Below are 25,343 nucleotides of genomic sequence, written 5' to 3'. Positions count from 1 at the left end.
CGCCTATGACGCGGTGATCGAACGCTTCGCCGACGACAAAGAACCAGCCATGCGCGCACAGGTCGCCATGGCCATGGTCAACAAGGGGTACACGCTCGGCGCAATGGGCGACCCAGCGGGAGAAATCGCCGCCTATGACGCGGTGATCGAACGCTTCGCCGACGACACCGAACCAGCCATGCGCGAACAGGTCGCCATGGCCATGGTCAACAAGGGGATCACGCTCGGCGAAATGGGCGATCCGGCGGGGGCCACCGCCGCCTATGACGCGCTGATCGAACGCTTCGCCGACGACAAAGAATCAGCCATGCGCGAACGGGTCGCCAAGGCCAATGGCAATCTGGCCTGGTTGCGGCTGCTGACCGGACGGACGGCGGAGGCGGAAGAGCTGCGCGCGGGGCTGGAGGGGATACACCCCTCCGGTCTGGCGCTGCTGGACGCGGCCATCGAACTGGCCCAGGACAATTTCGGGACCGCCACCACCCATCTGACCGCCGCGCTCGACGGCGAGTTGAAGCATGGGGACATGGATTTTTCCGATGACCTGGAACGTCTGCTGCGCTTGGCCGAACAGACCGGCTATGGCGAGCGTTTGCTTGGCTGGTTCGAGGCCAGCGGGGCCGCCGACCGGGTGGCCCCGGTCTACGCCGCCTTCAAGGCCTATGTCCGTGGTGAAGCCATGCTGCTGGACGTCAACCCTGAGGTGGGGCGACCGGCCCGCGTGATCTATGACCGGCTGGACGCGCCGCGCCGCCATCAGCGCGCCGCCGCCCCGCCGTCCAAACCCAAACGCCCGCGCGGGCGTCCGCGCAAAGCCTGACCCGCGCCCCAGAAACGAAAAGGCCCTTCCCCCGCGCAGAGGGAAGGGCCTTGTTCATCGTCAACGCTCCAAGCGGCGACGCGCCGGAAAAGCGCTCAGCGCTTCACGCCGCAGGCCTGGTTGATCGCGTCGTAAGCCTGGGTGACGCCGTCCAGGCTGTAGGTGTCGGTGGTCTTGGTGCCGCGCCCCGAGACGCCCTTGACGACCATCGGCTTGGCCTTGGCGTCGCGCAGGGCGGCGGTCATGGCCTTGTCGGTTTCGGTGTCGCGCGCCCAGGCGGTTTCACCGTCGGTGAACAGCTTGAACGGCTTGCCGCCGACATCGGCCATCATCTCGCTGCCCTTTTTGAGGGGGTAGCCGACGATGACGCTGACCACGTCCAGGCTTTTTTCCGCCGGGCGGTGCGTGACCAGAACATAGACGTCGCCACGCTTGGCCGCCTTTGGTTCCATTTTCTTGGGCTGGCTGGAGATGTAGCAAACCTTCTTGCCGCTCTCCTCGAACGCGAAGGCGCTCCAGTCCTTGAAGGTGCCAAGAAGACGCGGATCGGCGGCGCTGGCCGAGGTCGTGGCGACCGCCGACAGCGACGCGGCGAGAACCAGGACGGCCCCAAGGGGGCGGCGGATGGCGCGGATGGGCAACATCGTGTGCGACTGCTCGTTGGTGTTCGGTGTGTCGGGCGGACACTACCGCAAATCGCCGTGCTTTTCCAAGGGTGGCGGGCGCCGCAAAACGCGCTGATGCGCGATTCCGCCGCGTTGGAGATTTTTTGCGTCCGCCCTATTTGAAAAGTGATCCGCACGCGCATGCGCCGCGTACCAACGGTGAGACTGCGGAAACGGGGTGAGACGCGACGCTGAAACCGGGAAAAGGCCGGTAAATTCTGCGCGAGGCGGCGGATGCTGGCGATCCCCATCTTGTGCGGGCTTGGTTGTTCGCCTTGAATGGGGGGATGCAAGACACGCACACCCCCATGGCCGACCCGGCCCCCAGCCTGGAAGATCTGCTCGTCGCCGTTGGCCGCCAGCAGGATCGTCTGGCGTTCGGGGCGCTGTTCGGCCACTTTGCTCCGCGTCTGAAGACCTATCTGCGCCGGTTGGGATGCGACTCCGGCGCAGCCGAAGAGCTTGTGCAGGAGGTCATGCTGTTGGTCTGGCGCCGCGCTGAAACCTACGACCCGCTTCAGGCGTCGGCCAGCACCTGGATGTTCACCATCGCCCGCAACAAACGGGTCGATTCCCTGCGGCGCGAACAGCGGCCGGAAATCGACCCGAACGATCCGGCCCTGATCCCCGACCCGGTCGAGGCCGCCGATCACCGGGTGGAGGCGCGCGAAGGCAACGCCCGACTGCGCGCCGCCTTGAAGGAGTTGCCGCCTGAACAGGCGGAGTTGCTGCGGATGGCCTATTTCGAGGACAAACCGCACAGCCTGATTTCCGCCGAGCATGGCATCCCGCTTGGCACGGTGAAGTCACGCTTGCGGTTGGCTATGGACCGCCTTCGCCGGGCGCTGCGTGACGACGCGTGAGGGGATGTTGCTTGAGGATCGTCGCATGAGGATTGTTGCATGAGTCTGCCCAGCCATCATCCGGGCGACACCCTGCTGATCGACTATTCCGGCGGCGCCCTGTGCGAAGGGGCGTCTTTGGTCGTCGCCACCCACCTCGCCTTTTGCCCATGCTGCCGTCGTCTGGTCACGGACATGGAGGCCGTCGGCGGCGCTCTGCTGGAGGATCTGGAGCCGGAACCGCTTGATTGCGGCTGCCTGGACGCTTTGCTCGCCCGCATCGACCGCGAGGAAAGCGCCCTCCCCCCCTGCCGCCCCGCCGCGCGCCCAGCCTCAATGACGGCGCCGACGGTGGCGGAACCGGCCAACAGCGCGTGCCGACGGTTGCCCGAACCCCTGCGCGGCTATCTGTGCGGATCGCTCGACCAGCAGCCCTGGCGTTTCCTGCAACCGGGCATGAGCTTCGTCGATCTCGACGCGGGACCGTCGGCGACCACCCGGTTGATCCGCATGAAGGGCGGGATCAGCGTGCCGCGCCACACCCACGGCGGCATTGAATTGACCGTGGTGCTGGAAGGCGGTTTTTCCGATGAATTCGGCGCGTTCCAACCCGGCGACATCGCCGTTGGCGATCCATCCATCGAACACAGCCCCGTGTCCGACCGGGAAGGCTGCCTGTGCGTGACCGCCACCGTCGGCGGCCTGACCCTGACCGGCCCGCTGGGCCGTTTCCTCAACCGCTTCATTCGCTTCTGAGCGCGTTGAACGTCCAAATCGCGGCGGCGCGTGGTTCGCCGCCCGCCGCCGCGACAGGATGATCGTCGCTCAGCCGAACGGCGCCCTAAAAAGCCTCCTCCCAACTCCGGCTGAGGCGCATGGCGGAGTTGATGAGTCCCACCATCGAATAGGTTTGCGGGAAGTTGCCCCAAAGCTCGCCGGTTTGGCTGTCGATGTCCTCCGACAGAAGGCCAAGCGGGTTGCGGCGGGCGAGCATGGCTTCAAACAAACGGCGCGCCTCCTCACGCTGACCAAGCGCCGCCAGCGCGTCGATGTACCAGAACACGCAGATGACGAAGGCCGTCTCCGGTTGGCCGAAATCATCCTCGCCAATGTAACGGTACAGAACATCGCCGTGGCGCAAGGTTCGGCCAATGGCGTCCACCGTGGCGGCGAAGCGCGGGTCGTTGGCCTCCAGAAAATCAAACTCGTGCAAGAGAAGAAGCGTCGCGTCCAGCTCGCTCCCGTCAAACGTGGAAACGAAGGATCCCAACGTCGGATTCCAGGCGCGCGCGGAGATCTCCGCGTGCAGGCGATCCGCTTCCCGGCGCCAATGGACCGAGCGTTCGCTCCGCCCGATCGTCGTGGCGATCTTGGACAGACGGTTGCACGCCGCCCAGCACATCACGGCGGAAAAGGTGTGGATCTGCGCCTTCGTCCGCAATTCCCACGGACCGGCGTCCGGCTGGTCGAAGGCGAGGACCGCCTTGTTCCCCAGCGTTTCAAGCTGCTCGAACAATTCATCATTGCCCGACCGCACCAGACGCGTGTCGAAAAAGGCGTGGGTGGAGGCCAGAACGATGCTGCCATACACGTCGTTCTGGATCTGGTGGTAGGCTTGGTTGCCGATCCGCACCGGGCCGACGCCGCGATAGCCGGAAAGATCGGTCGCGGTGCGCTCCTCGATGTCGGCGCCTCGGGTGATGCCATAGACCGGGTGCAGGTCCCGTTCCGCCGTGTCGTCCACGATGTTGGTGATGAACTTCAGATAATCTTCCATGGTGCGCGTCACGCCCAGCCGGTTCAGGGCGTGGATGACGAAATAGGCGTCGCGCAACCAACAGAAACGGTAATCCCAGGTGCGCTGGGTTTTGGGCGCCTCGGGGATCGAGGTGGTCAGGGCGGCGACGATGGCCCCGGTTTCCTCAAAATTGCAAAGCTTCAGGGTGATCGCGGCGCGGATCACCGCCTCTTGCCATTCAAAGGGAATCGACAGCGAGCGCACCCAGGTCAGCCAGAAATCGAGCGTCCGCTCGTAAAATTCGCGCGCCGTGGATTCAATCCCGCCTTGAATGCGCTCGTCCGACCCAAGAAGGAAACTGATCGGACGATCAACCAGAAATGGCCGCTCCTCCAGAACATAGGCGATCGGGGCGTCGGTCGTCAGCCGCAAGGTCTGCGAACCGGACACATAGCGGATGTGATGGCTCGCCCGCGTGATCTGCGGCGCCTCGCCGCCATGCCCGAAGCGCGGACGGACGCGGACCTGCAAGCGCGGACGCCCGCCCAACGGACGGATGCGGCGGATCAGCATCGGCGGTCGGAACATGCGCTCCAGATTGGTGAAACGCGGAGCGAAGTCGATGATTTCCACCGAACCGCCCAGGACGTCGGTCAGCACCGTCCGCAAGATCGCGGTGTTCGGCAGATACGTCTGTTCCGCCCGAACCTGCTGAACAAGAGTCAGGTCGAACAGCCCTTGATCGCTGAGCTTGGGTTGCGCCTCGCGCCCGCCGTCCAGCAGCGCGCAAAAAACCGGATCGCCGTCGAGGCGCGGCATGCAGAACCAAACGATGGCGCCGCCGCCATCGATCAGAGCGGCGACAGAACCATTGCCGATGACGCCGAGATTGAGCGTGTTCATGGTTGTGTGATCTCCTGGTCGGGAGGTAGGCCCGTCTCCGTCAGACAAAGATCGGAGAGCCAGGCGCGCAGAGCGGCGGGGGTCGGCAGCGAGAAGCGGGCCTCGGTGGCGACGGATTCCCCGATGCGGATGGACAGGCCCCCCGCGCTGTTGACGGCGGCGAAGCCATGCTCGTCGGTCACGTCGTCCCCGACAAAGATGGGGCGACGGCCAAGAAACGGCGGGCAGGCCAGGAAACGCGCGATGGCCGTTCCCTTGTCGGCGGTGGCGGGCGCGACCTCGAAAACATCCTTGCCCGGCAGGATGCGGTAGCCGTCCCCCAACCGCGCCAACGCCGTTTGCGCGAGGTCAAGGGCAAGGCGGCGCCCATTCGGTCGCCCTCGGAAATGAAGGGCCAGCGAGCGGGATTTGCGCTCGATCCATGGGCCGTCGTCGTCGCCGATCCGCCGGTCGAGATCGTCGGCCAATCCTCTGAGTTCGAGGGTGTCGCCGCCCTTCGACCAATTGTCGTTCCCCGAACAGCGAAGCTCGACGCCATGGCTTCCGGCGGCGGGATAACGGCGCGGCGCCATGATGCGGTCGATGTCGGTCAAGTCGCGTCCGCTCACCAACGCCATCGCGCCATCGAGCCGCGACGCGGCCTGATCGAGCAGGGAGAGCAACGCGTCGTCCGCCCGAACGGATTTAGGGTCGTCGACCAAATCCAGCAGGGTGCCGTCAATGTCGAGGAACAAGGCCCACGGGTCGGCGGGAAAACCGTCCGGATGATCGCCCATCAGGGCGGGCGGGCATGGTTTGGGTCCTGCGCCGCTCATGGCGCGTCGTCCTCTGTGGCGACCGCCCCGACCAGATCGGCGATGCGGTTGCGCTTGCGCAGGCGCGCCGCGTCCAGCAGCATCCGCCCGGCCCACCGGAACACATTGTTTTCTCGAACCATGCCGCGCATCAACGCCATGCGCTCGCGCTGGTCTTCAAGCGGCATGTGAAGCGCCTGATTCAGCGCCTGCGCCATTCCCTTGGTGTCGTAAGGGTTGACGATGAGCGCCTCCAGAAGTTCGCGCGACGCCCCCGCGAAGGTGCTGAGAACCAGAACGCCAGCCTCGTCGTCGCGCGAGGCGACGAACTCCTTGGCGACAAGGTTCATGCCGTCGTGCAGGCTGCTGACGACGCAGACGTCGGCGGCGCGGAACAATTCAAAAATCTCGCCCGGCTCATGGTGGCGGGCGATCAGAAGAATGGGCGGTTGCCCGGCCTCGGGGAAGCGGGCGGCGAAGCGAGCGTTGATCGCCTTGGCCATCGCCGTGGTTTCCTCCTGAATGGCCTGATAGGCGGGAAGCTTGCCACGGGACGGCGCCGCCACCTGAAGATAGGTGAAGCGGCCGACCCATTCGGGGTGTTCGTCCAGAAACAGTTCCACGGCGGCGAAACGGTCGGGGATGCCTTTGGTGAAATCCAACCGCTCGACCCCAACCGCCAGCATGGAGTCCGGCTTCAGGCCATGGCGCGCCCGAACGGCGGCCCGGCAATCCGGCGGCGGCGCCTGTCCCTCCAATGGCGTGGGCGGCCATTCGATGGAAATCGGATAGGGCCGGACCAGGGAGGCGTGGCCGCCGACCGATATGGTCGCGTGCTCCCGGTCGATGCGACACTCAAGGAAACGGTCCACGGTTTCGGTGAAGTTGCTGCAATGGAACCGTGTGTGGAACCCGATGATCGAACTGCCGAGAAGCCCGTCAAGCAAAGCTTTCCGCCAGGGAAAAATGCTGAACAGTTCGGCGTTGGGCCAGGGGATGTGCCAAAAGGTGATGATGATCGCGTTGGGCAGCCGTTCACGCACCATGCGCGGCAGCAGCGCCAGATGATAATCCTGGACCAGAACGACCGGGTTGTCGGTTTTCGCTTCGGCGATCACCGTGTCGGCGAATTTGCGGTTGACCGCGACATACTGCGCCCAATCGGCGTCCCGCAGGATTGGCCGGACGAAGGACACATGGCAGAGCGGCCAAAGCCCTTCGTTGGCAAGTCCGTAATAATAGCCATTCTCCTCCTCCTCGCTCAACCAAACGCGGCGCAGCGTGTAGGCTGGCGCGTCGGGCGGCACGGCGATGTGGTCATGTTCGTCCACCGTCTGCCGGTCGGCGCCGCCGCTGCCATGGGCGATCCAGGTGCCGGCGCAGGCCCGGGTGATCGGCTCCAGCGCCGTCACCACGCCGCTGGCCGGGCGCTGCATCGTGATCGCGCCGTCCGGCCCTTGGTTGTGGATGTAAGGTTCGCGGTTCGACACCACGATCACCTCGGCGTCGGGCAGGTCATTGTCGAGAATGCGGCGCAGCGTGTCCGGCGACCAATCGATCCGCACCCCGTCCGCCGTGCTGCGCGACACGTCCAGATCCCGGAGAAGCTGGCGGATCTCGGCGGCGACCGGCGCCATCTCCGGCATTGATCGGGCCGACGGTTCGCCGAGCGCTGGCGGGTGCAGCATCTCCTGGACCGAGCGAACCCAGCGCCGAAGGGTGAAGCGCGCGACCAGCACCGTCACCCCCGCCGCCACCACGCCGACGAAAGCGAGCAGACCGGCCAGGAAAAGCTGAATGTCCGTTCCCCGTCGATCAATGAAGCTGAGGTCATGCAGAATCATGACCGTCGCCGGCGTCTCCACCCCGACGGCGAGCGGAAACGAGGAGAGCAACGCCGCGCCGCCAGGCAATTGATAGCTGTGATAAACCGGCGCCGCCGTCGCCGGGTTTTCCGCGCTGACCGGCTCTCTGGCCGGACAGCCGATCACCGTCGGCCAATTGCCGGAGATCGCCCCCAACTGATCGCCCACGCAGAGGCCCATGGCGAGCACGCGCTCATCCTCCGAGACTCGCCGGAACAGCGCTTCAATCTCCTGACGTTTGCCGTCATGGGCCAAGGCGGCGACCGTCTCGCGAACCGTGTTGAAGATGAGTTGCGAACGCAACTCGACGTCACGCTCGAACCACCGCCCGACAAGATGATCGGCCAAGGGAGAAAGCGCATAGCCGACGACGCCCAGCGCCAGCAGCAGCGGCAGAGTGAACCGGAAGAGCAAAGCCATGACGTCAGCCCCTCTCTCGGCGGCCCACGAGACCAGCGGACGCGCAAGCGCGACGTGGGACGGCGCCGCCCGTCGCCCTCCGATCATCCGCCGAACCGCGTTGAGCGCCGTTCAACGCGGCGGCGATGGCCTGCGACGCCTCCCCGCTTGCATGGTTGGTCAACATTGGCAGCCCCTCTGTCGTTCCGTAATGAACAGTGGTTTGGGTGCAAAGACGCCACACCTCAAATCATTCTCGGCGAAGAATTATGTCAGAATTAAGGTGGACATAATCAGCAATCACCAGAAAGAACAATTCACGATCAATTCGATAGGAATTTCACTCTTTCATTCACGGAAATACAGATTGCAGACAGATGGACGCGACCGATCGCAACGCTCGACTTCAGCAGACATCCGGTAAACTTCAAAATCAGGAAAATTACCTTGAATTCAGAAAAACAGAGGCAAACCCAAAAGCGCCGCTCCCTCATCGCATGGCCGAAGGCTCTCCACTTTTCCAGGGCGACTCCAAACCACCCTACGAAGGCTCGCGAGCCTCTGGCAAATCGGGCGAGGGCGGGCGTGGATCGTATACGCCGCCGCTTTAAGCCACGCGCCTCACTGCGGGAATCATCTTTCGCGATAGTTATTCTCAATAATATGCTGTAAAATTGCAAAATATGCCGCGCGCATTCTTTTGAGGCGTGTGCGTTTGACGCCTGTCTTGGCGGCGCCTTGGTTCCGCCGTTCATTACCTTTCACCCTTTTGGAACCTGGCGTTGCGAGGATCAACCGGCCCATGAGCAGTGATGATGGTTTGGAGGGCGCGCTGTTGGCGCGCGTGGTGGCATGCAATTTCGACAACAGCGTTTTCGACACCAACGACCTCAGCACCATCCGGGGCGGCAGCCTGATTTTGCTGCACTTTCCCGAACAGGTTGAGCAGCGCCTGCAAAAGGAGCGTCCCGACCTTCAGGTCGCCGCCATCGCGACGGGCGCTTCGGAGCTGTTGTTCCGCTTCGCCCCATCGCCAGGGGGGACGAAGGCTGTTGAGGAACTTTTGCAGACCATGCTGCGCGACAGCGCCCCGCGCGCTGAAGAGCCTTGGTCGCTGTTCACCTATGTATGGGCGTTGGAAACGCCGGAGGATCGCAATGGACGCGGGTTTCTCCAGCGCCTGACCCGTCTGGTCGCCCGCTGCAACACGCGGCAGTTTCAGCAACCGACCATCATCACTCCGCCGTTCTACAGCGATAAGACGCGCAAGGACGCTGGTAAAAAATCCGACACGACCAGCGTGGTGTGCGGTCTGGATGGAGTGCGCCCGACTGAGCCTGGGGTGGTGCGGAAAGACAAGCCGGTGTCCCACAGCGTGCGTTGTCGGCGCGACTTTGGGGCGCAGGCCAAACAGAAATTCTACGACCAGGAACTGACAGGCCTCCCACCCCTAGAACTCTGCTTCGCCAGTGATTTTTCCGAACTGGCGCCGACCTCCGATGAACAGCGGACGTATGGCATCCCGGAGGCGTTGACGGGCAAAATGGCCCTGATCTATCTGGACGGAAACAGCTTTGGCAAAAAGCGGGGGGAATTGGGCAAAACGGCGAAGGATCTGAAGATTTTTTCCGAAGAGGTCAAGGCCAAGCGGAAAAACCTGCTGCACAAGGTCCTGACCGATTTGGCTAAACTTCCCGGCATGACCTTTCAGAAGGATGGCGAGACATTCCCGCGCCTGCGTTTTGAAACCCTGCTGTGGGGTGGGGATGAGGTGATGTGGGCGCTTCCCGCCTGGCGCGCCTGGGCGGTGATGGGCGTGATTCAGGCTCATTTGAACGACCGGGACCGCTGGGGTGAGCTGACCCACGCCGCCGGGATGCTGATCGCCCCCTACAAGGCGCCGATCAAGGATTTGACCACGCTGGTCAAGGATTTGGGCGAGACGGCCAAACAGGGCGAGGGCCGGTTGATGAACGGGGTGCAGATCGGCGTCGTCACCGGCTTTGATCTGCCTGGGCTGGATGCCGATGCGCTGCGGCGACCGCTGTTCGATCTTGATGGAAAGGTTGGCGACGTTCCACACGGGGTCTTTCGCTGCGACGGCGCCGAATGGGGCGCCATTAAAGATGCCATGGCGACGATCAAGGATCCGAAAGGCGGTCTGCCGCGCTCCACCCTGCATCGGATCCATTACGAGGCGATGGCGAAGGGCCTGTTCGCCACCGGCCAAGCAGAGCGCGCGCGCGCCCATCTTGACGACCACGTCGAACAGATCGGGCGGATCCATGAGGGCGCGGTCAACCACGAGGCCCTCGACACCCTGCGCAAGGGGTTTCCCGGCGCCGAGGGCGCGGACGACCATCCGCTGATTCCGCTCCACCAGATCCTCAGCCTGTGGAACATCGCCCAATGACCGCCCCCGCCCGCTGGACCCTGTCCATTGATCTGCGCAGCCCCTTCCTCATTCCCGGTCCATCGGTCAACGCCACGCTCGCCGACGCCAAACCGGCGCGCAACGCCGATAACGCCCCGATCATTCCTGGCAGCCTGATCCGGGGGCTGTTCCGCGACGCGCTGAAAACGGCGGGGTTCGACGACGCCCTGAAAGCCTTCGGCGACAAATCCAGGACGGGGGACGCCAAGCCTGAGGACGCGCCCGACACGGCGGAAACCCGCGCCGTGAACAACATCCCGAACCGGCGGACGCTGGACATCCCCGATCTGGTCGCCCCCGATCTGGCGGCCCCCGCTCTGGTGGAAAAGGACAAAGCGCAGAAAGGCGGCGCCGCGCTCTTCACCCGCGTGGCGATCGACAGCGACGGAACCGGCGCCGCCCGCGACGGGCATTTGCAAATCATCGAACTGGCGGCCCCGCCGGGTTGCGTCGTCCGTTTCACCGGCATCGTCACCGGCCCTGCGGATGTTCTGGAGGCCATGAGCAAGGTCCGCCGCCTGATCCGCGCCGTCGGGTCCAACAAATCCTCGGGCTTTGGCGAGGTGGTGGAAATCGCGCTGTCGGACGCCGCCGCTCCCGATGCTGTCGCCGCCCAACCCTGCGCCCATCACATCGACGTCGCCTTTGCCTTCGACCGGCCTTTTGTCGTCGATTCCGAGCGTTCCACCGCCAACCAGTTCAAAAGCGCGGAGATCATTCCCGGCGCGGTGCTGAAGGGCGCGTTGGCGGGTTGGATCGACGAGCTTGGCGTCACCTCCGACCAGTTGGCCTGCACCCACGTCGGCCATGCCTTTCCCTCACCGAAGGGGGGAAAGCCGGTCGCCGTTCCGCCGCTGTCGTTGGCGCTGTGCAAAGATGGGAAGCGGCTGTGCGTGCTCGACCGGCTGCTGGCCGATGATCTCGACAGCCTGCCGCCCGGCGGCTGGGGGCCGCCCTTTTTCGCCACCGATTGGAAGCGGGATGATCGCGCCAAAATCCTGGACGCCCTCAAGCTTGTCGGCCCCGACCTCCGCCGAGACAGCCGCACGCGAACCGCCATCAACGACAAGACCGGCGCCCCCGCCTACGATCACGAGACCGAAACCGGCGCGCTGTTTTCCTACAGCGCCGTGCGTCCCGAAGGGCATCATTGGGTCAGCCGTTGGCTGATCCCGGGCTGTGTGGATCCGGCGACGTTGGCGCGTCTGATCGCGCATCTGGCGCAGGGGCTTCCCGGCATCGGCAAGACCCGCGCCGTCGCCAAGGCGGCCTTGGTCACGCCGGTCGATGCTCCGCCGCCTGAATCCCTGCCGGGCGGTCTGTGGGCCTTGACCCTGCAAACCGACGCGGCGCTCGGCGATGGGGACGTCCTCGACTATCAGGCTTATTGGCGGAGGCTGGGCTTCACCCTGATCCGCCATTTCGCCGATCAACGGCTGGTCGGCGGCTATCAGGCGCTGCGCTACCCGGCGCGCATGGACGGTTACGCGCCCTATGTGCTGACCCGCGCCGGGTCGGTGTTTTTGCTGAAGCATCAGGGCGAGGGGAACGGCGCGGATCGGGTGGCCGACCTGCTGCGCCACGGGCTGCCGCCCGCGCCACCCTTTGACCAGCGCGATTGGACACGCTTCCCCTTCGGACGGGAAAACGGGTTCGGGGCGGTGCGTTTGAACGTCGTCGATCACGCGGCGTTGTTGATCGGCCAGGAACTGACGGACAAGGACGGCGCCCATGCATAAGCATCATGTGGAGTTGACGGGCAGCCTGACCGTCCTGTCGCTCCTGCATCTGGGCAACGGTCAACGCACCCCCCACGACGACTTGACCCGCGTCGAACAGGGGAAGGCGGAGCCGGTCCCGGTCCTGCTGAGCGAGATTCAGCGTGACGGCGCGGGCTTTCCCTATCTTCCCGGCGCCTCGCTGAAGGGCGCGCTCCGCGCCCGGCTGGCGGGTGATTTGGCCAAGGAACTGTTCGGGCGGGTGAACGACAACGACCACGAAGGCGGCGACATGGGCCGCCTGTGGATCTACGGCGCCATCCATCAAGTCACCGGCCCCGCCGCCGGGCCGAAGCACAGCGTCGTCGCCGCCCGCACCCGCATCGACCGGGCCAGCGGAACCGCCGACGACCACAAGCTGTTTCACGCCGACATGATCCCGCCCGGCACGATCTTCGCCTTTCACGCCCGCTGGCTGACCAACGAGACGGGGGCGGCGCTGGACGACGAGCTGCGGAAGGTCGCCACCGCCCTGGCCCCGCTGACCGACGCGGACGGCGTGGCGCTGGGGCGCGGCGGACGACAGGGACAGGGCCGGGTCCACCTGACCGAGGTCAAAGCGACGCTGGTTCCCTGGGATGGAGAGCCGGAGGCGATCACCCTGCCCGCCGTTTCCTGGCAGCCGCCCGGCGAGCGCCGCCGCCTGCGTCTGCGGCTGACCGGCGACGGGCCTTACATGATCCTCGATTCCGCCCGCCGCCCGGCCAAGACCGACGGCGCGGCGGAGGACGCGAATGTTCTGCATCCGCTGCTGGACGGCGCCGGTCATCCGGCGCTTCCCGGCTCCAGCCTGCTGGGGGCGTTGCGGGCGCGGGCGGCGTGGCTGGACGGCGGGGCGGACGACCGCGACCGGGTCCACACACCGCAAGAGGCGTTGACCGCCACCGAACAACTGTTCGGCGTCACCGGCTGGCGCGGGCTGCTGGGGGTGGACTCCATCCGCGTCGTCGATCCCGGCGTGAAGCAAACCTTCACCTCGGTCAAGCTCGACCGTTTTTCCGCCGCCCCCATCGACGGCGGGCTGTTCGCGGTGGAGGCCTTCGTCGATCCGGTGTTCGAGGCGACGCTGAGCCTGACCCCGCGCGGCGACGGAACGATCCCCAAAGACGCGGAAGACCTGTTCGACCGGCTGTTGCGGGACGTGCAGGACATGGGCCTGACGCTGGGCCATGGCGCGGCGCGGGGGTTTGGTTGGTTTGGGGTGACGCTGGCCGACCACCCAACCGCCGCCGTCCAACGGTCGAACCCGCCCGCGCCAACGCCGCAGACCATTGTCTACACCAGCATTCCGGCGCCGGAGCCGTCGGAAAACACCTCCAACCCGCCGCGCAGCGCCCCTTACCGTTTTGTGCCGCTGAATCAGACCGTGGTGGCCAGTGACGTGCCGGTGATTGAGCAATGCCCCGACAAGGGTTTGGCGACGTCCAAATCCCCCTTGTTCGCGCGCGCCGACAACCGGCGCAGCGGTCGGATCACCGTTGATTGGACGGCGGAAACGCCGTTTCTGTTCGGTCAACCGGGCGCGCAGACCTATCGGGCGGACAAACCAGGCGCGCCGACCGAAACCATTCTGGAGCCGGTGCGTCTGGGCGACCGCTACGCGATCCCCGGCGCCAGCCTGCGCGGCGCGTTGCGCTCGCTGGTGGAGATCATCGGTTTTTCCCGGCTGCGCGGCGACACGATCAACGGTCGGCACCGCTTCGCCTTGCGGGATTTCAAGCATCCCGAATTCAAGCCGCTGCTGACACCGGGGACCGTGAAGGCCGGATGGCTGCGGCGGGTCGGCGAAGCTTGGCAGCTTGAGGAGGTGAACTGGTGGCAGGTATCGATCGAGTCCGTTCTGAAACATCTTGAACCGGCTGATGATGAATGGGCCGATGAGCCGACGGAAGCGGCCCGCATCCCAAGTGACGAGGCGTGGCGCGGCTTTGGCGTCGATCAGAAATACACGCATTTCCCCGAAACCCTCCGTAAGGTGAAATTCGCGCCCGTGACCACCACCGAACGGAACGCGCAGGGGCGGTCCTTCAGAAAGACGGTGGCGCAGCTTCTCCCTTCGGGGCAATTGGGCGGCGTCCTGGTGTTTTCCGGCCCGGAAACCGAACAGCGGAAGCGCAATGAATATGTTCTGGAGGATTACCGGAAAAAAATCCGCACCATAGCCTTGACGCCGCCGGAGATCGAAGCGTTCCAGGCCGCCCATTGCAAGCCGGAAGGCGGAAAGAACTGGGAGCCGGTCGGTTCCTGGGCCTATTGGGAACCACAGTTTCGCGACGGAAAGCGGGTGCCGGTCTTTTTCATCGCCGATGACACGGCGCAAGACATTGCCGGCGCCACGCCCCCGGACAGAGTCCGCAAGCCCCTGCGGATCGGCCTGACCCGCCTGTTCAAACTGCCCCACCGCTATGACGTCGCCGACGTGTTGCGCCGGACGGAGGCGCATCGGGACCGCCCGACCGACGCCGATGGCGTGAAGCTCGACATCGCTGAGGCGTTGTTCGGCTTTGTCGATGAGGAGGTCGATGGCGTCGCCGGGCGGGGGTTTAAAAGCCGGGTGTCGGTCGGCTTCGCCCGCAGCGCGCAACCCGCCGCCGCGATCCGTCCCAATCTGGCCCGGCGGGTGACGCTGCTGGCGCCGCGCCCGTCCTTCAGCCCTTATTATCTGACTTGGGCGGACGGCGCGTCGCGTCCCGGCACGCCAATGGATTGGAGCCACAGCGACACAAGGTTGAACGGGCGCAAACGCTATCCCGCGCGCAACGTGGCGGTGGAATCCCTGGACTGCTTCAACGAGACAAAGGGGGAAAAGACCTCGGTCGAAAGCGTCTTGCGCTTTCTTCCGGCGGGCGTCCGCTTCACCGGCGACATCCTTTACCGCAATCTGACGCCGGTGGAGCTTGGCGCGTTGTTGTGGGCGGTCAGCTTCGGCCATCCGGGCGGCGCGTTCCGTCACACGCTGGGGCACGCCCGCAGCTTGGGCTATGGCCAGTTCAAGGCCGACATCGTCAAGGCGGAGGGGGTGGATGTTCCGGCCTGCCTGAAGCACTTTGAAACGCACATGGCGGCGGCGCTGGGGAAACCGTTCGCCGATTGCGACGAAATCCGGGCGCTGTTGCGCATGGCCGATCCGCGTCTGGGGGAAAGCCGCAACCAGTCCCCGCAGCCGATGCTGAAAATTCCCGGCGGGCCAAAGATCTATCAGAAGTTGCGCGCCGACAGCGTTAGGAGCGGGCGGAACATTCTGGATCCATACACCACCGTCGCGCCCCCCGCCCAGCCGTCGCGAGACCCTGTGGAAAACAGGCAACCTTATGATAAAAAAGGAAAAAATAGGCGATGACGAGGTTTTTGCAACCACGGGCTTGACAGAATGCGGCGTTGGCACGCTCACCCTATGGAACAGGGCGGGAATATTGCCGTTGCGGCAAGGGGTTGTGGAGAGTAAGTTTGGGACGGTTCCGCTATGGGAAGCGGATTGAAACCCAACGAGTACAGCCGCTGCACAATTTCGCGTTGTTTGGGACGGTTCCGCTATGGGAAGCGGATTGAAACTCGAATGTTCCAATCAACCAGGTGCATCTAGTTTGGGACGGTTCCGCTATGGGAAGCGGATTGAAACGTCGAAGGTCAGTTCAAAACCGACCTGCTGCGTGCCGAGGTGTTTGGGACGGTTCCGCTATGGGAAGCGGATTGAAACTGTGCGGCGCCCGGGGATCAGTCAGCGGCGACGTTTGGGACGGTTCCGCCATGGAAAGCGGATTGAAACCCAAGGCCTATGGCGACGGCGGGCAGCGAGGTTTGAAACGCCGCCGCTATGGAAACCAAACGGGCGGCGTTGTCGCTTGCCTCATCCCGCTCAGACCGCCAGCGGTTCCAGCGTGTAGCGGCCCAGGCCTTGGGCGGCGTGGCTGCCGGCGTGGGTGATGGCGCCCAGGGTCAGCAGGGGCCACAGGGGGGCGAGGTCGCCGGATAGGGCGATGGGGCCGCGCAGGCCCTCCATGGGGATGGGGGCGTCGCCTTGGCGGGCGGAGTGACGGCGCCACGTCACGGGGCGCAGGGGGGCGGCGTCGATGGTCAGGGCGGCGGCGTGGTCCTTCAGGCCGCGCCAGTCGGCGGCGAGCGTCGAATCCTGCCAGCGGGACAGGCCGGACAGCCGGTTGCCCAGGCTGGCGAACAGAGAAGCCATTTCGCCATGCGTCGTCCCGCCCCGGCGCAGACACAGCGGCGTGACGAAGCGCAGAAGGACGGCGGCGGGCGGCGGGGGTGGGATCAGGCCCTCGTGAATCGTGACGCGGCGGTCCAGCGGCTCCAGCGCCGCGTGCAGGCCGTTGGGCATGCCGACTCCGCCGCGCAGCGCCAGAACCCAGGCGTCGGCGGCGCTTTCCAGCCAATCAGTGGCGAAGCCGAACAGGGTCAGGCGCAGCGCCATTCGGTCGGGGTCGTCGGGCGCGGGATCGGCGGCGATGACATAGGGTTTGGGCGTTTCCAACCCCTTCAGGGCCGGGCGTTCGCGGAACAGCGGGTCATAGGCGCAGGGCGGCGACCAAGGACAGGGGCCGCCCTGCCGCGCCGCCGCCGACGCGGTGGTCAGCAACTGCCGTCCCCACGCCCCGCGCAGCCGTCCGGGAAAGGCGGGGTCGTTGACCAGATCGCCGACGCTCCACCCGCGCGGCGGTCGGCAATGGGCGACGATGTCGGCGTGAAACCACCGTTCCGGCAGATCGTCCAGCCCAACCACCGCCGCCGACGCCGCCAACCGGGCGCTGATCGGATCGCCCCCGTCGATCACCGAGTCGTCCCCTTCCCGCATCCCGCGATCCTCATCCCGCCACCACCCGCGCCCCGCGCATTTCCGCCGACCATGCCACACCCCCGACGCCCCCGACCATGACGAAATCGCCGCGCGGGGCGACGCGAACCCTGTGGAAATCAGTCAATCTATTGATTTTGTTCTGATATTCCTGATAAAGTGAGAGCCTTTCGTCGGACCCCTTGACAAATTTCCGGCGTTGATCGTGCGGCCTGTGGAAATAACCCAAAATCACCATCGTTGCGTCAAGGACTTGCAGAGGGTAAGTTCAGCGCTGTTCCGCTATGGGAAGCGGATTGAAACCACGGCGCTGAACGCCCAGTCGGAAGGGCTGAGTTCAGCGCTGTTCCGCTATGGGAAGCGGATTGAAACTTCTCCTGGTAGGCCTTCATCGCACTGGACAGGTGTTCAGCGCTGTTCCGCTATGGGAAGCGGATTGAAACTGCAGCATCGGTGTCCGTGCCGAAGGCTTCCAGTTCAGCGCTGTTCCGCTATGGGAAGCGGATTGAAACTTTGTAGGGCTTGGCATTGGGATGAAGAGTTTCTTGCGTTCAGCGCTGTTCCGCTATGGGAAGCGGATTGAAACTCCAAAATTTTCCAAGCGTTCTCTTCTCGAGTTCAGCGCTGTTCCGCTATGGGAAGCGGATTGAAACGGTCACGATGACCACCATCAGCGGAGACTTCGTTCAGCGCTGTTCCGCTATGGGAAGCGGATTGAAACCTGTGCATATCCTGGCCGTCCGAGATGATGAAGTTCAGCGCTGTTCCGCTATGGGAAGCGGATTGAAACCGCAGAGCGTCGGGATACTCAAACTTGCGGGTCGGTTCAGCGCTGTTCCGCTATGGGAAGCGGATTGAAACGTGACGGCGGTGACGCCACCGAAGAGGCCGGGCGCGTTCAGCCCTGTTCCGCTATGGGAAGCGGGTTGAATTCATCGGCGAAGGGGTTGGCGCCGCGCGTGACGCTCCTTCCCAACCCCGTTGCGCCCCGGACCGCTACAGCAAATAAAAATCCTGCGCCTCGGCCAACGGGGCGCCGCCGTAGCTGCGGGAGCGGGTTTGGCCGTGGGCGCCGATGGCGTAGACGCGCAGGCTGTCGCCCGGGGCCAGATGGGCGGCCACCGTCGTGGCCAGACGGTTGGCGGCGCGTTCGGTCATGCGGGCTTCAAAGACGCTTTTCTGCACGCGCACGGCGGCGTCCTCCAACGCCTGGGCGACGCGGCGGCGGCGTTTGTCGTCGGTCACGTCGTAACAGAACACCATCAGCATCTCCGCCGTCGGCATGGCCGTTCCCCCCTCCGCGCGCGTTCAATAATCCAGGGTGAAGGGCTGATAGGGCGCCTCGCCCAGCGCGTGGCGGGCGTAGGCGACGACCTGCGCCTGCATCACCCGGCGCCACAGCATCTTTTGCCCCGACGGCCCCTTGACCGCGCGGTCCAGCCAGCCCTCGTACCCCCGGATCAGCCGGTCGCGGCCCGCCGCTTGAATCCGGCAGACGGCGCCGCCCTCGTCGGCCCCCGGCTCCCCAGCCGGGGTGGTCAGGAAATCGGCGCGGGACAGGATGCGGTTGTTGAACAGATACACCGCCAGGCCTTCGACCAGCGGCGCCCGGAACTCCTCGATCAGGTCGGACACGCAGGCTTGCGCGCCGTCGCGCGCGCTGTGCAGGGCGCCAAAACCGGGATGCAGCCCATGACGGACGACGAAGGCGGCCAGATCGCGGTGCAGCATGGCCGACAGATAGGAAATCGCCAGATTGACCGGATCGGGCGGCGGACGGCGGCGGCGACGGTCCAACCGCCAACCCTGTTCCAGGCAACGGCCCAGCGCCGGCCAATAGGCCGCCGCCGCCGCGCCCTCCAGCCCCATCAGGGCCGGAACGTCGCCAGCGGCGGGCAGTTTGCGGATCAGCCGGTTCAGCGCCAGCGCGGCGTCGGTCACGCCGCTGTCGGCCCGTTTGCGGTTCAGCCGCCGCAGCAGGGCGCGTTGGTTGCGCAACCGGCCATCGACGATCCGCCGCGCCAGATCCAGCCGGGCGTCGGGGTCGATGGCCAGCCGGGCCTGGGCCAGATGCAGCCTGGCGCGCGGGCCGATCGGACGTTCCAGCGTTCCCACGCTGTCGCCCCAGCCATCGACCAGCGCCACATCGACGCCATGGGCCAGGGCGTGGCGCAACACGTCGTCGTCGGCCTCGCAGCCCGGCCCCAATTCGATGCGGTCGACGCGGGCGGGGGGAATCGCCAACAGCTCCGCCCCGTCCTCCGTCACCGCGAAGGCCTGGTTGCGGCGGGTCAGGGTCCGGCCCCGGCGGGTGACGTACAGCACGCGCAGGCCGGGGGCGCGATCCTCCGCGTCCGGCTCCGGGGCGGAATCGGCGGCGTCCGGCGCGGCGGCGGCGGGGTGGCGGGCCAGCAGCAGCGCCTCGTCCGGGGTGAGATCGGCGGCGGACTCCTCATCCACCGGGCGGACCACCAGGGAACGGACGAACAGATGCCCCAGAAAGCGAAAGCCCTGCTCGAACGGCACGATGCGGGTCTTGTCGGGGTGCAGGCGCAGCCCGTGGTCGGCCAGCAGCGCCGCCATGCGGTCGCGCGCGCCCTCCGCCGCCGCTTCGCTCCGGCACATCAGCAGGAAATCATCGGCGAAGCGGACCAGCCGGACGCCGCGCGCGGCGATCTGGTCGTCAACGCCGTCCAGATACAGGTTGGCGAGCAGCGGGCTGAGCGGCGCGCCCTGCGGCAGGCCCAACCCCAGTTCGGAAAAGCTTTCCAACCACAGTTCGATCAGGTCGAGCAAAGGCTGATCGTCGATCACGCGGGCCAGGCAGGCCATCATCCGGTCGTGGGGAACCCGTTCAAAATACCGTTCGATGTCGCCGTCCACCACCCAGCCAAAGCCCTGGCGCCGGTGTTCGGCCACCCGCGCCACCGCCATCGCCACCGACCGGCCCGGACGGTAGGCGAAGCTGCCCTCGTGCATCTGCGGGTCGAGCAACGGCGTCAACACCTGGGCGACGGCGGTTTGCGCCACCCGGTCCACCACCGGCGGAATCGCCAGCGGTCGGGTTCCGCCATCCTCCTTGGCCACGTCGATGCGGCGCAGCCGACCAGGGCGGTAGGTTCCGTGCGCCAGCCCCAATTGCAGCCGCACCAGCCGGGTCGGCAGATCGATGGAAAACTCCTCCACCGTCATCCCATCGCCGCCCGCCCCGCCATGGTTGGCCAACACCTTTTCCCACGCCGCTTCCAACCGATCCAACCGGGTGATGTGGGCGAACAAACCAAGTCCGTCGGCGGGGTCGGGCATGGCGGGAACCCTGTGGAAATGCGATTATCCGTTGATTGTAAAGGGGGTGGGATGGATTTCGTGAGTCTTTTCGGCGTGGGCCTTGACAAAATGCGGGGTTGATTTGGGCAGCCTGTGGAAACGGGTGGAAAACATGGCTGTTGCGTCAAGGGGTTGCGGAGGGTAAGTTTGGAGGCGTTCCGCTATTGGAAGCGGATTGAAACGTCGTAGGAGACGCGCAGATGGATCGCGTCATGTTTGGAGGCGTTCCGCTATTGGAAGCGGATTGAAACATAAAAGTGGGATCAGTCTGATTCGGGACGCGGTGTTTGAAGGCGTTCCGCTATTGGAAGCGGATTGAAACTTCGGTCATGGGAGAGCCGTCGAGATCCGTGGTTTGGAGGCGTTCCGCTATTGGAAGCGGATTGAAACTTAAGTGACGATATTTTTCCGTCATCAACACAGTTTGGAGACGCTCCCAGGGCAATCGGGTGAAGGGTTATAAACCTGTATAGAGGATTTTCCGTCATCCCCGCGAAGGCGGGGATCCAGGCTTTTCGGTCAGATTCTCTCTGCGAACTCTGGATCCCCGCCTTCGCGGGGATGACGAATTTCCTAATGAAGGAATTTCAAGCCTTCACCCGATTGCCCTGGAGACGTTCCGCTATTGGAAGCGGATTGAAACACCGATGTGGTCGATGTGCGCCATCACATCGTGTTTGAAGGCGTTCCGCTATTGGAAGCGGATTGAAACAGATCGATGATCCCGTTCTCATGCCCCTGACCGATGTTCAGAGACGTTCCACCGTTGGAAGCAAAATGACCGAGGGCGGGAGGTTTTCGTTCGGCGCGTTTCGCCGCCGTCACGCCGCGCCCAGCCCCTCGGCTGCCGCGCGCAGCAGGGCGGGTTCGTCCGGCAGCGGGGCGGCGTGTCCCCAAAAGCCATAGGCGGGCAAGGCGCCGCCGCGCCAGCCGCCGGGAAAGGCGCGGTCCAGCGCCGCGATCACCGCGCCGGGGCCATAGACGTTGATTTCTCCCGGCGACAGCACGATCAGCGGGCGCTGGTCGTCGGGGTCCAGGCGATCCGTCACCACCGCGCAGACGGCGTGCGGCAGCCGGGCCAGACGGGCGCGGCCATCCAAAACGGATTCCAGCGCGGCGACGGCGCGTTCCCCCGCCGCCTCCATGTCCGCCGTCACGCCTTGGGCGGCGCGGTCGTCGCGGCGGATGGCGGCGATCTCCGCCGCCGTGGCCCCGATGGCGCGCATTTCCCGGATGTGGCCCCGGTCGTTGGCCGCCACCAGCGCCATCCGCCGGGTCCAGGCGGCGGCGGGCAAACCCAGCAGCGCGAAAATCTGATGCAGAGAGGTCGGACGCTCCGCCCCCGCCGCGTCGCCATGGTGATCGACGATCACCGCCCCCGTCGGCAGGGGCATGTCCACCGCCAACTCCACCAGCACCGGACAGCGGCCCGACGCGGCGGCGGTCTGGATCGCGTCAGCGTAATCCGACGCCTTGGCCCCCCAGGCGAGACCCGCGTCAAACAACGGCGCGTCGGGCGCGTGATCGCGGATCAACCGGGCGATCTCCACCATCTCCAGATCGCGACCGCCCAGGAAGAAGGCCAAACTTGTCATCGCCATCGCTGCTCCAACCGCCGCGCCCACTTAAACACCCCGGCCAACAGCCAAGCAAGCGCGGCCAACCCCAGAACCGTTGCAAACGCGGCACCCAACACCTGCCACGCCAAACTCCAGCTTTCCAATGGCCAGTCTTCGAGCTTGCCATCCTTGAACGAAATCAAATTGATGCCGAGAAAGCCGGTGGCCAGCGACGGAACCGCCACCAGCAGCGCGGCGATGGTCAACCGTGTGGTGGCCTCGGCGGCGCGGCGGTTTTCGGTGGCGTCTTGATAATCGGCGGCGGCGCGCGCCTCCTCCCGCACTTGGCGATGCAGCGCCTCGGTGTTGAGGTGGGCGCGCCACAGGGCGTACATCTCGCGCGCCTGAAGCTGATTGGACACATCGACGAACCAGTATTTTTGGGTGAAATCCAGAACGCGCTTCAGCGCCCGTTCCACATCCGCCGCGCCCTCCGCCTCGGCCAACCGCTGGGATTCGGCCAGCAACGCCGCGTGCTCGAACTGGGCCAGCAGGGCCAATTGGAAATAATGGCGGCGGACATGGGTTGGCAGGATGTTTTTGAAAAACCAATTGGACTCGCCGCCAACGGCGACGAAGCCATAGCCGGAAAACAGATAGCGCGACGCGGCGGCGACGTTCAGGCTGCCGTAGCCGTTCTTGATCCAATGGCGGTCGTAACAATGCCGCTGCTCAAAATCGACCAGGAAATCCTCGGCGTAGGGCAGCGGCAGATCCCCGGCCTCGTCGCACATCGCCAGCCGCACCCAGTCGCCGCGCGCGATGGCCGCCGGATCGTCCACGCGCAGATACAGCATTTGCGGAATGCGGTCGTCCACCACCTGGCGAATGCGGATTCCGTCGGGGGACAGCAGCGGTTTCAGCAGCACCGCCCAATGCCCGGCAAGCGGCGGCTCGCCGGTGTTTGCTGTCGGGCCGACCATGTCGACCTGTGACAGAGGCAGGTGTTCGGGGCTGCATTGGCCGTCCTTGCGCCGCCAGCGCACCGACGTCGCCATATACCCGGCCTTTCCAGTCTCGCGATTCCAAAAAGGCGGGTAGGCGCGGCGCAGCCGTTCCTGAATGATCTGGGCGTGTTTCAGCCGCATCGTTTCATGGCGACACGCAACGATGATGTCGCCGCCCTCTGCGCCGCCATTGACGATTTCCAGCGCCAGAACGGCGATGCCCGCGTCGAACAGATACAGATTGGCGCGCTCGACCCGGAATTCGACGGTGAAGCCATCGGCGTCAAGGTCGAACGTCGCGTCCAGCCCGACATAGTCCGAACAACGGAACAGGCGGATTTCTTTGGATTTCCTGTCGGATTTTTCCCTTTTTCCGAACAGGAAATCACGGACGAAGGGGTGGAAATACACATATTCCTGATATTCGGCCTGCCCGCCGTCCGCCGTGTCGAGATGGCGCAGAAGATGGTCGATCTCCGTCCAACCGCTCTGTCGCAACGCCTCGGCGGCCTCATCCCGCAACCCAAGCGGGGTGGCGGCCCGCCCACCCACCAGCCGGAAGGGCCAAACGAGAATCTGGCGGAACTCATGAACGCAAACGCTCTGCGACGGAGTCATAGGGTGGCTCATCCCGGTTGGACGTTCATCCAACTATAGCCCGCCCAACGGCGCTCCACGCAAAAAAGGAGAATGTTGGAGCGATCTTTCCCCAAAATGATGGCCTCCGATTTCTGCGGCGTGAAGCACGGCCTGCTCAGACCTTCCAAAACCCCGCCTGTTGGGTCGCGCCGCTGGGCAAGCGCTGATTCGGTTGTTCCGAAGGCGCCCTCCGTTGCCCCATGATTCCAACAAATGCCCTCACGGACACGTTTTCCCCCAGTGGCTTGACCAAGTGAACACTCCAGACGAAGGAGTGACAGATCTTGCGCCTTTCCACGACAGCAGGACCGTCGGCGTCCAGCCGATGGCCTCCGCCATTTTCGGGGCATGGGCCGATCGTTTTCGTCACCACGGAAAGGGACGATAACGCGCAACCAAGCTTACGTTCAGAGTACGCTCTCACATCCCGGACAATCTGATCACTTTCGTGCAGTGCCCCCAGTTGCATACATGGACCATGGGGTTTCAATCCACGCCCCCCGTGAAGGGGGCGACCGCCGCGCCATGCTGACCGATGCCGGACTCCGGCAGTTTCAATCCACGCCCCCGTGAAGCAGGGCAATCGCTTGAACCATCGAAGACAGAATAAGCCCCTCTCCCCTCGCGGGAGAGGGGTTGGGGTGAGGGGGAAAAGGAACCTTCCCAGCCCCGTTGGGCTGGGCCGCACCCCTCATCCCAACCCTTCTCCCACAAGGGGAGAAGGGCTTTCTTCAATGCACAACCGTTCAAGCGATTGCCCTGCCCCGTGAAGGGGGCGACGTACCAGTTGGCCGTCTTCAGAACCGGGTCCTTGATGTTTCAATCCACGCCCCCGTGAAGGGGGCGACACGCGAAAATAGTCATCCGTGGGCGCGCTGACCTCGTTTCAATCCACGCCCCCGTGAAGGGGGCGACCCTCCATCTCGTAAAGCAGACCCGGTAAGATGACGTTTCAATCCACGCCCCCGTGAAGGGGGCGACCATTGATCTTGCGCCAATCATCAGTGTTCCTGCTGGTTTCAATCCACGCCCCCGTGAAGGGGGCGACCTTATGCCGCTGTTCTGAGGAGCCAGATATGACAGTTTCAATCCACGCCCCCGTGAAGGGGGCGACTTACTCCGACGTTCGGCGGTGTCGGATCGGACGTGTTTCAATCCACGCCCCCGTGAAGGGGGCGACACGCCCGGCCTGGATTAGTCGCTTTTGTATCACAGTTTCAATCCACGCCCCCGTGAAGGGGGCGACAGGTCGTCGCTCATCATCACTCCGCCAAGGCGCTGTTTCAATCCACGCCCCCGTGAAGGGGGCGACACGCAAGGAGGGGCAAGCGCTTCCACGAACCGCTTGTTTCAATCCACGCCCCCGTGAAGGGGGCGACCTTCGTCGTCAAGGAGCGCGGCAATGGATAAGAAGTTTCAATCCACGCCCCCGTGAAGGGGGCGACACTTTCTGTTCTGCTTGGCGGTCAACCACTGGCTGTTTCAATCCACGCCCCCGTGAAGGGGGCGACGCTCCGACCGACGCGCCATTTTGCGGCGCAGGAGGTTTCAATCCACGCCCCCGTGAAGGGGGCGACCGACCCGAACCTCAGCGGCAAGCGTGGGGCAGGGGTTTCAATCCACGCCCCCGTGAAGGGGGCGACGCGGACCACGAGCGATATGCTGAATATTGCACGGCTTTGTTTCAATCCACGCCCCCGTGAAGGGGGCGACTTGGAAAACCTCCAGCGGCACGACGTCAACGCGATGGTTTCAATCCACGC

Annotated in this window: 17 protein-coding genes and 3 CRISPR repeat arrays (1 of these 20 running past the window's edge); of the genes, 7 read left to right on the top strand and 10 right to left on the bottom strand. The window is 64.9% G+C overall.

Annotation, left to right across the window (positions count from 1 at the left end; translation table 11 throughout):
• Window positions 1-820 (top strand): tetratricopeptide repeat protein (locus tag ACODS4_RS09935; protein ID WP_488863154.1); only part of this gene is annotated, 820 nt, incomplete at its 5' end.
• 95 nt (window positions 821-915) lie between these two features.
• Here the strand turns inward: ACODS4_RS09935 and ACODS4_RS09930 are convergent.
• Window positions 916-1,464: an invasion associated locus B family protein gene (locus ACODS4_RS09930; RefSeq protein ID WP_488863152.1), complete on the bottom strand. Its 549-nt coding sequence runs from the start codon at window positions 1,462-1,464 to the stop codon at window positions 916-918.
• 308 nt (window positions 1,465-1,772) lie between these two features.
• On the opposite strand from ACODS4_RS09930, the gene ACODS4_RS09925 reads away from it, so the two are divergent.
• Both ACODS4_RS09925 and ACODS4_RS09920 read left to right on the top strand, forming a co-directional pair.
• A complete protein-coding gene (locus tag ACODS4_RS09925) occupies window positions 1,773-2,348 on the top strand; it encodes a sigma-70 family RNA polymerase sigma factor (protein WP_488863150.1) in 576 nt (191 codons plus the stop codon).
• A 39-nt stretch (window positions 2,349-2,387) separates the two neighbouring features.
• The gene (locus ACODS4_RS09920; RefSeq protein WP_488863148.1) at window positions 2,388-3,083 is read left to right on the top strand and encodes a ChrR family anti-sigma-E factor; all 696 of its coding nucleotides are present in this window, start codon (window positions 2,388-2,390) and stop codon (window positions 3,081-3,083) included.
• Between the two features lie 85 nt (window positions 3,084-3,168).
• Here ACODS4_RS09920 and ACODS4_RS09915 read toward each other — a convergent pair whose 3' ends face one another.
• Genes ACODS4_RS09915 through ACODS4_RS09905 form a run of 3 tightly spaced genes read right to left on the bottom strand, consistent with a single transcriptional unit; the run spans window position 3,169 to window position 8,047 of the window.
• Window positions 3,169-4,968, bottom strand: coding sequence for a glycoside hydrolase family 15 protein (locus ACODS4_RS09915; RefSeq protein WP_488863146.1), 1,800 nt, complete (start codon window positions 4,966-4,968; stop codon window positions 3,169-3,171).
• Window positions 4,965-5,783 carry a trehalose-phosphatase gene (gene otsB, locus ACODS4_RS09910; protein ID WP_488863144.1) on the bottom strand — a complete coding sequence of 273 codons (819 nt, stop codon included), beginning with the start codon at window positions 5,781-5,783 and terminating at the stop codon, window positions 4,965-4,967. The genes ACODS4_RS09915 and otsB overlap by 4 nt, the downstream gene beginning before the upstream one ends.
• Window positions 5,780-8,047 carry an alpha,alpha-trehalose-phosphate synthase (UDP-forming) gene (locus ACODS4_RS09905; RefSeq protein WP_488863142.1) on the bottom strand — a complete coding sequence of 756 codons (2,268 nt, stop codon included), beginning with the start codon at window positions 8,045-8,047 and terminating at the stop codon, window positions 5,780-5,782. Before ACODS4_RS09905 ends, otsB begins: the two co-directional genes overlap by 4 nt.
• Window positions 8,048-8,403: 356 nt before the next feature.
• Between ACODS4_RS09905 and ACODS4_RS09900 the strand changes: the two genes are divergently transcribed.
• From ACODS4_RS09900 to ACODS4_RS09885, 4 genes are all read left to right on the top strand, one after another.
• The gene (locus ACODS4_RS09900) at window positions 8,404-8,637 is read left to right on the top strand and encodes a hypothetical protein (protein WP_488863140.1); all 234 of its coding nucleotides are present in this window, start codon (window positions 8,404-8,406) and stop codon (window positions 8,635-8,637) included.
• Window positions 8,638-8,828: 191 nt separating this feature from the next.
• Window positions 8,829-10,439 carry a hypothetical protein gene (locus ACODS4_RS09895; RefSeq protein ID WP_488863138.1) on the top strand — a complete coding sequence of 537 codons (1,611 nt, stop codon included), beginning with the start codon at window positions 8,829-8,831 and terminating at the stop codon, window positions 10,437-10,439.
• Window positions 10,436-12,199 carry a hypothetical protein gene (locus ACODS4_RS09890; protein ID WP_488863136.1) on the top strand — a complete coding sequence of 588 codons (1,764 nt, stop codon included), beginning with the start codon at window positions 10,436-10,438 and terminating at the stop codon, window positions 12,197-12,199. The genes ACODS4_RS09895 and ACODS4_RS09890 overlap by 4 nt, the downstream gene beginning before the upstream one ends.
• On the top strand, window positions 12,192-15,578 hold the full coding sequence (locus ACODS4_RS09885) for a TIGR03986 family type III CRISPR-associated RAMP protein (RefSeq protein ID WP_488863134.1): 3,387 nt from the start codon (window positions 12,192-12,194) through the stop codon (window positions 15,576-15,578). Before ACODS4_RS09890 ends, ACODS4_RS09885 begins: the two co-directional genes overlap by 8 nt.
• 105 nt (window positions 15,579-15,683) lie before the next feature.
• Window positions 15,684-16,004: a CRISPR direct-repeat array (repeat unit 37 nt).
• A gap of 90 nt (window positions 16,005-16,094) precedes the next feature.
• On the opposite strand, the gene cas6 is transcribed toward ACODS4_RS09885, so the two are convergent.
• The 6 genes from cas6 to ACODS4_RS09855 all read right to left on the bottom strand — a co-directional run bounded on the left by cas6 (window position 16,095) and on the right by ACODS4_RS09855 (window position 23,559).
• Complete coding sequence (gene cas6, locus ACODS4_RS09880; RefSeq protein ID WP_488863132.1) at window positions 16,095-17,048, bottom strand: CRISPR system precrRNA processing endoribonuclease RAMP protein Cas6; 954 nt, start codon at window positions 17,046-17,048, stop codon at window positions 16,095-16,097.
• A 10-nt stretch (window positions 17,049-17,058) separates the two neighbouring features.
• Window positions 17,059-17,286: a hypothetical protein gene (locus ACODS4_RS09875; protein ID WP_488863130.1), complete on the bottom strand. Its 228-nt coding sequence runs from the start codon at window positions 17,284-17,286 to the stop codon at window positions 17,059-17,061.
• Between the two features lie 27 nt (window positions 17,287-17,313).
• Window positions 17,314-17,981: a CRISPR direct-repeat array (repeat unit 37 nt; unit sequence GTTCAGCGCTGTTCCGCTATGGGAAGCGGATTGAAAC).
• Between the two features lie 63 nt (window positions 17,982-18,044).
• On the bottom strand, window positions 18,045-18,332 hold the full coding sequence (gene cas2 / locus ACODS4_RS09870) for a CRISPR-associated endonuclease Cas2 (protein WP_488863128.1): 288 nt from the start codon (window positions 18,330-18,332) through the stop codon (window positions 18,045-18,047).
• A 24-nt stretch (window positions 18,333-18,356) separates the two neighbouring features.
• Window positions 18,357-20,354, bottom strand: a complete 1,998-nt coding sequence (gene cas1 / locus ACODS4_RS09865) for a CRISPR-associated endonuclease Cas1 (RefSeq protein ID WP_488863126.1) — start codon at window positions 20,352-20,354, stop codon at window positions 18,357-18,359.
• An 842-nt stretch (window positions 20,355-21,196) separates the two neighbouring features.
• Window positions 21,197-21,976, bottom strand: a complete 780-nt coding sequence (locus tag ACODS4_RS09860) for a hypothetical protein (RefSeq protein WP_488863124.1) — start codon at window positions 21,974-21,976, stop codon at window positions 21,197-21,199.
• Window positions 21,967-23,559 carry a hypothetical protein gene (locus tag ACODS4_RS09855; RefSeq protein ID WP_488863122.1) on the bottom strand — a complete coding sequence of 531 codons (1,593 nt, stop codon included), beginning with the start codon at window positions 23,557-23,559 and terminating at the stop codon, window positions 21,967-21,969. Before ACODS4_RS09855 ends, ACODS4_RS09860 begins: the two co-directional genes overlap by 10 nt.
• An 837-nt stretch (window positions 23,560-24,396) precedes the next feature.
• A CRISPR array of direct repeats spans window positions 24,397-25,343; the repeat unit is 32 nt; unit sequence GTTTCAATCCACGCCCCCGTGAAGGGGGCGAC; it runs 1,223 nt beyond the window's last position.

It is taken from the genome of Azospirillum sp. FG154 (assembly GCF_057809575.1).
The sequence above is the reverse complement of the archived record's forward strand: the minus strand, read 5'-3'. Positions and strand labels throughout refer to the sequence as shown.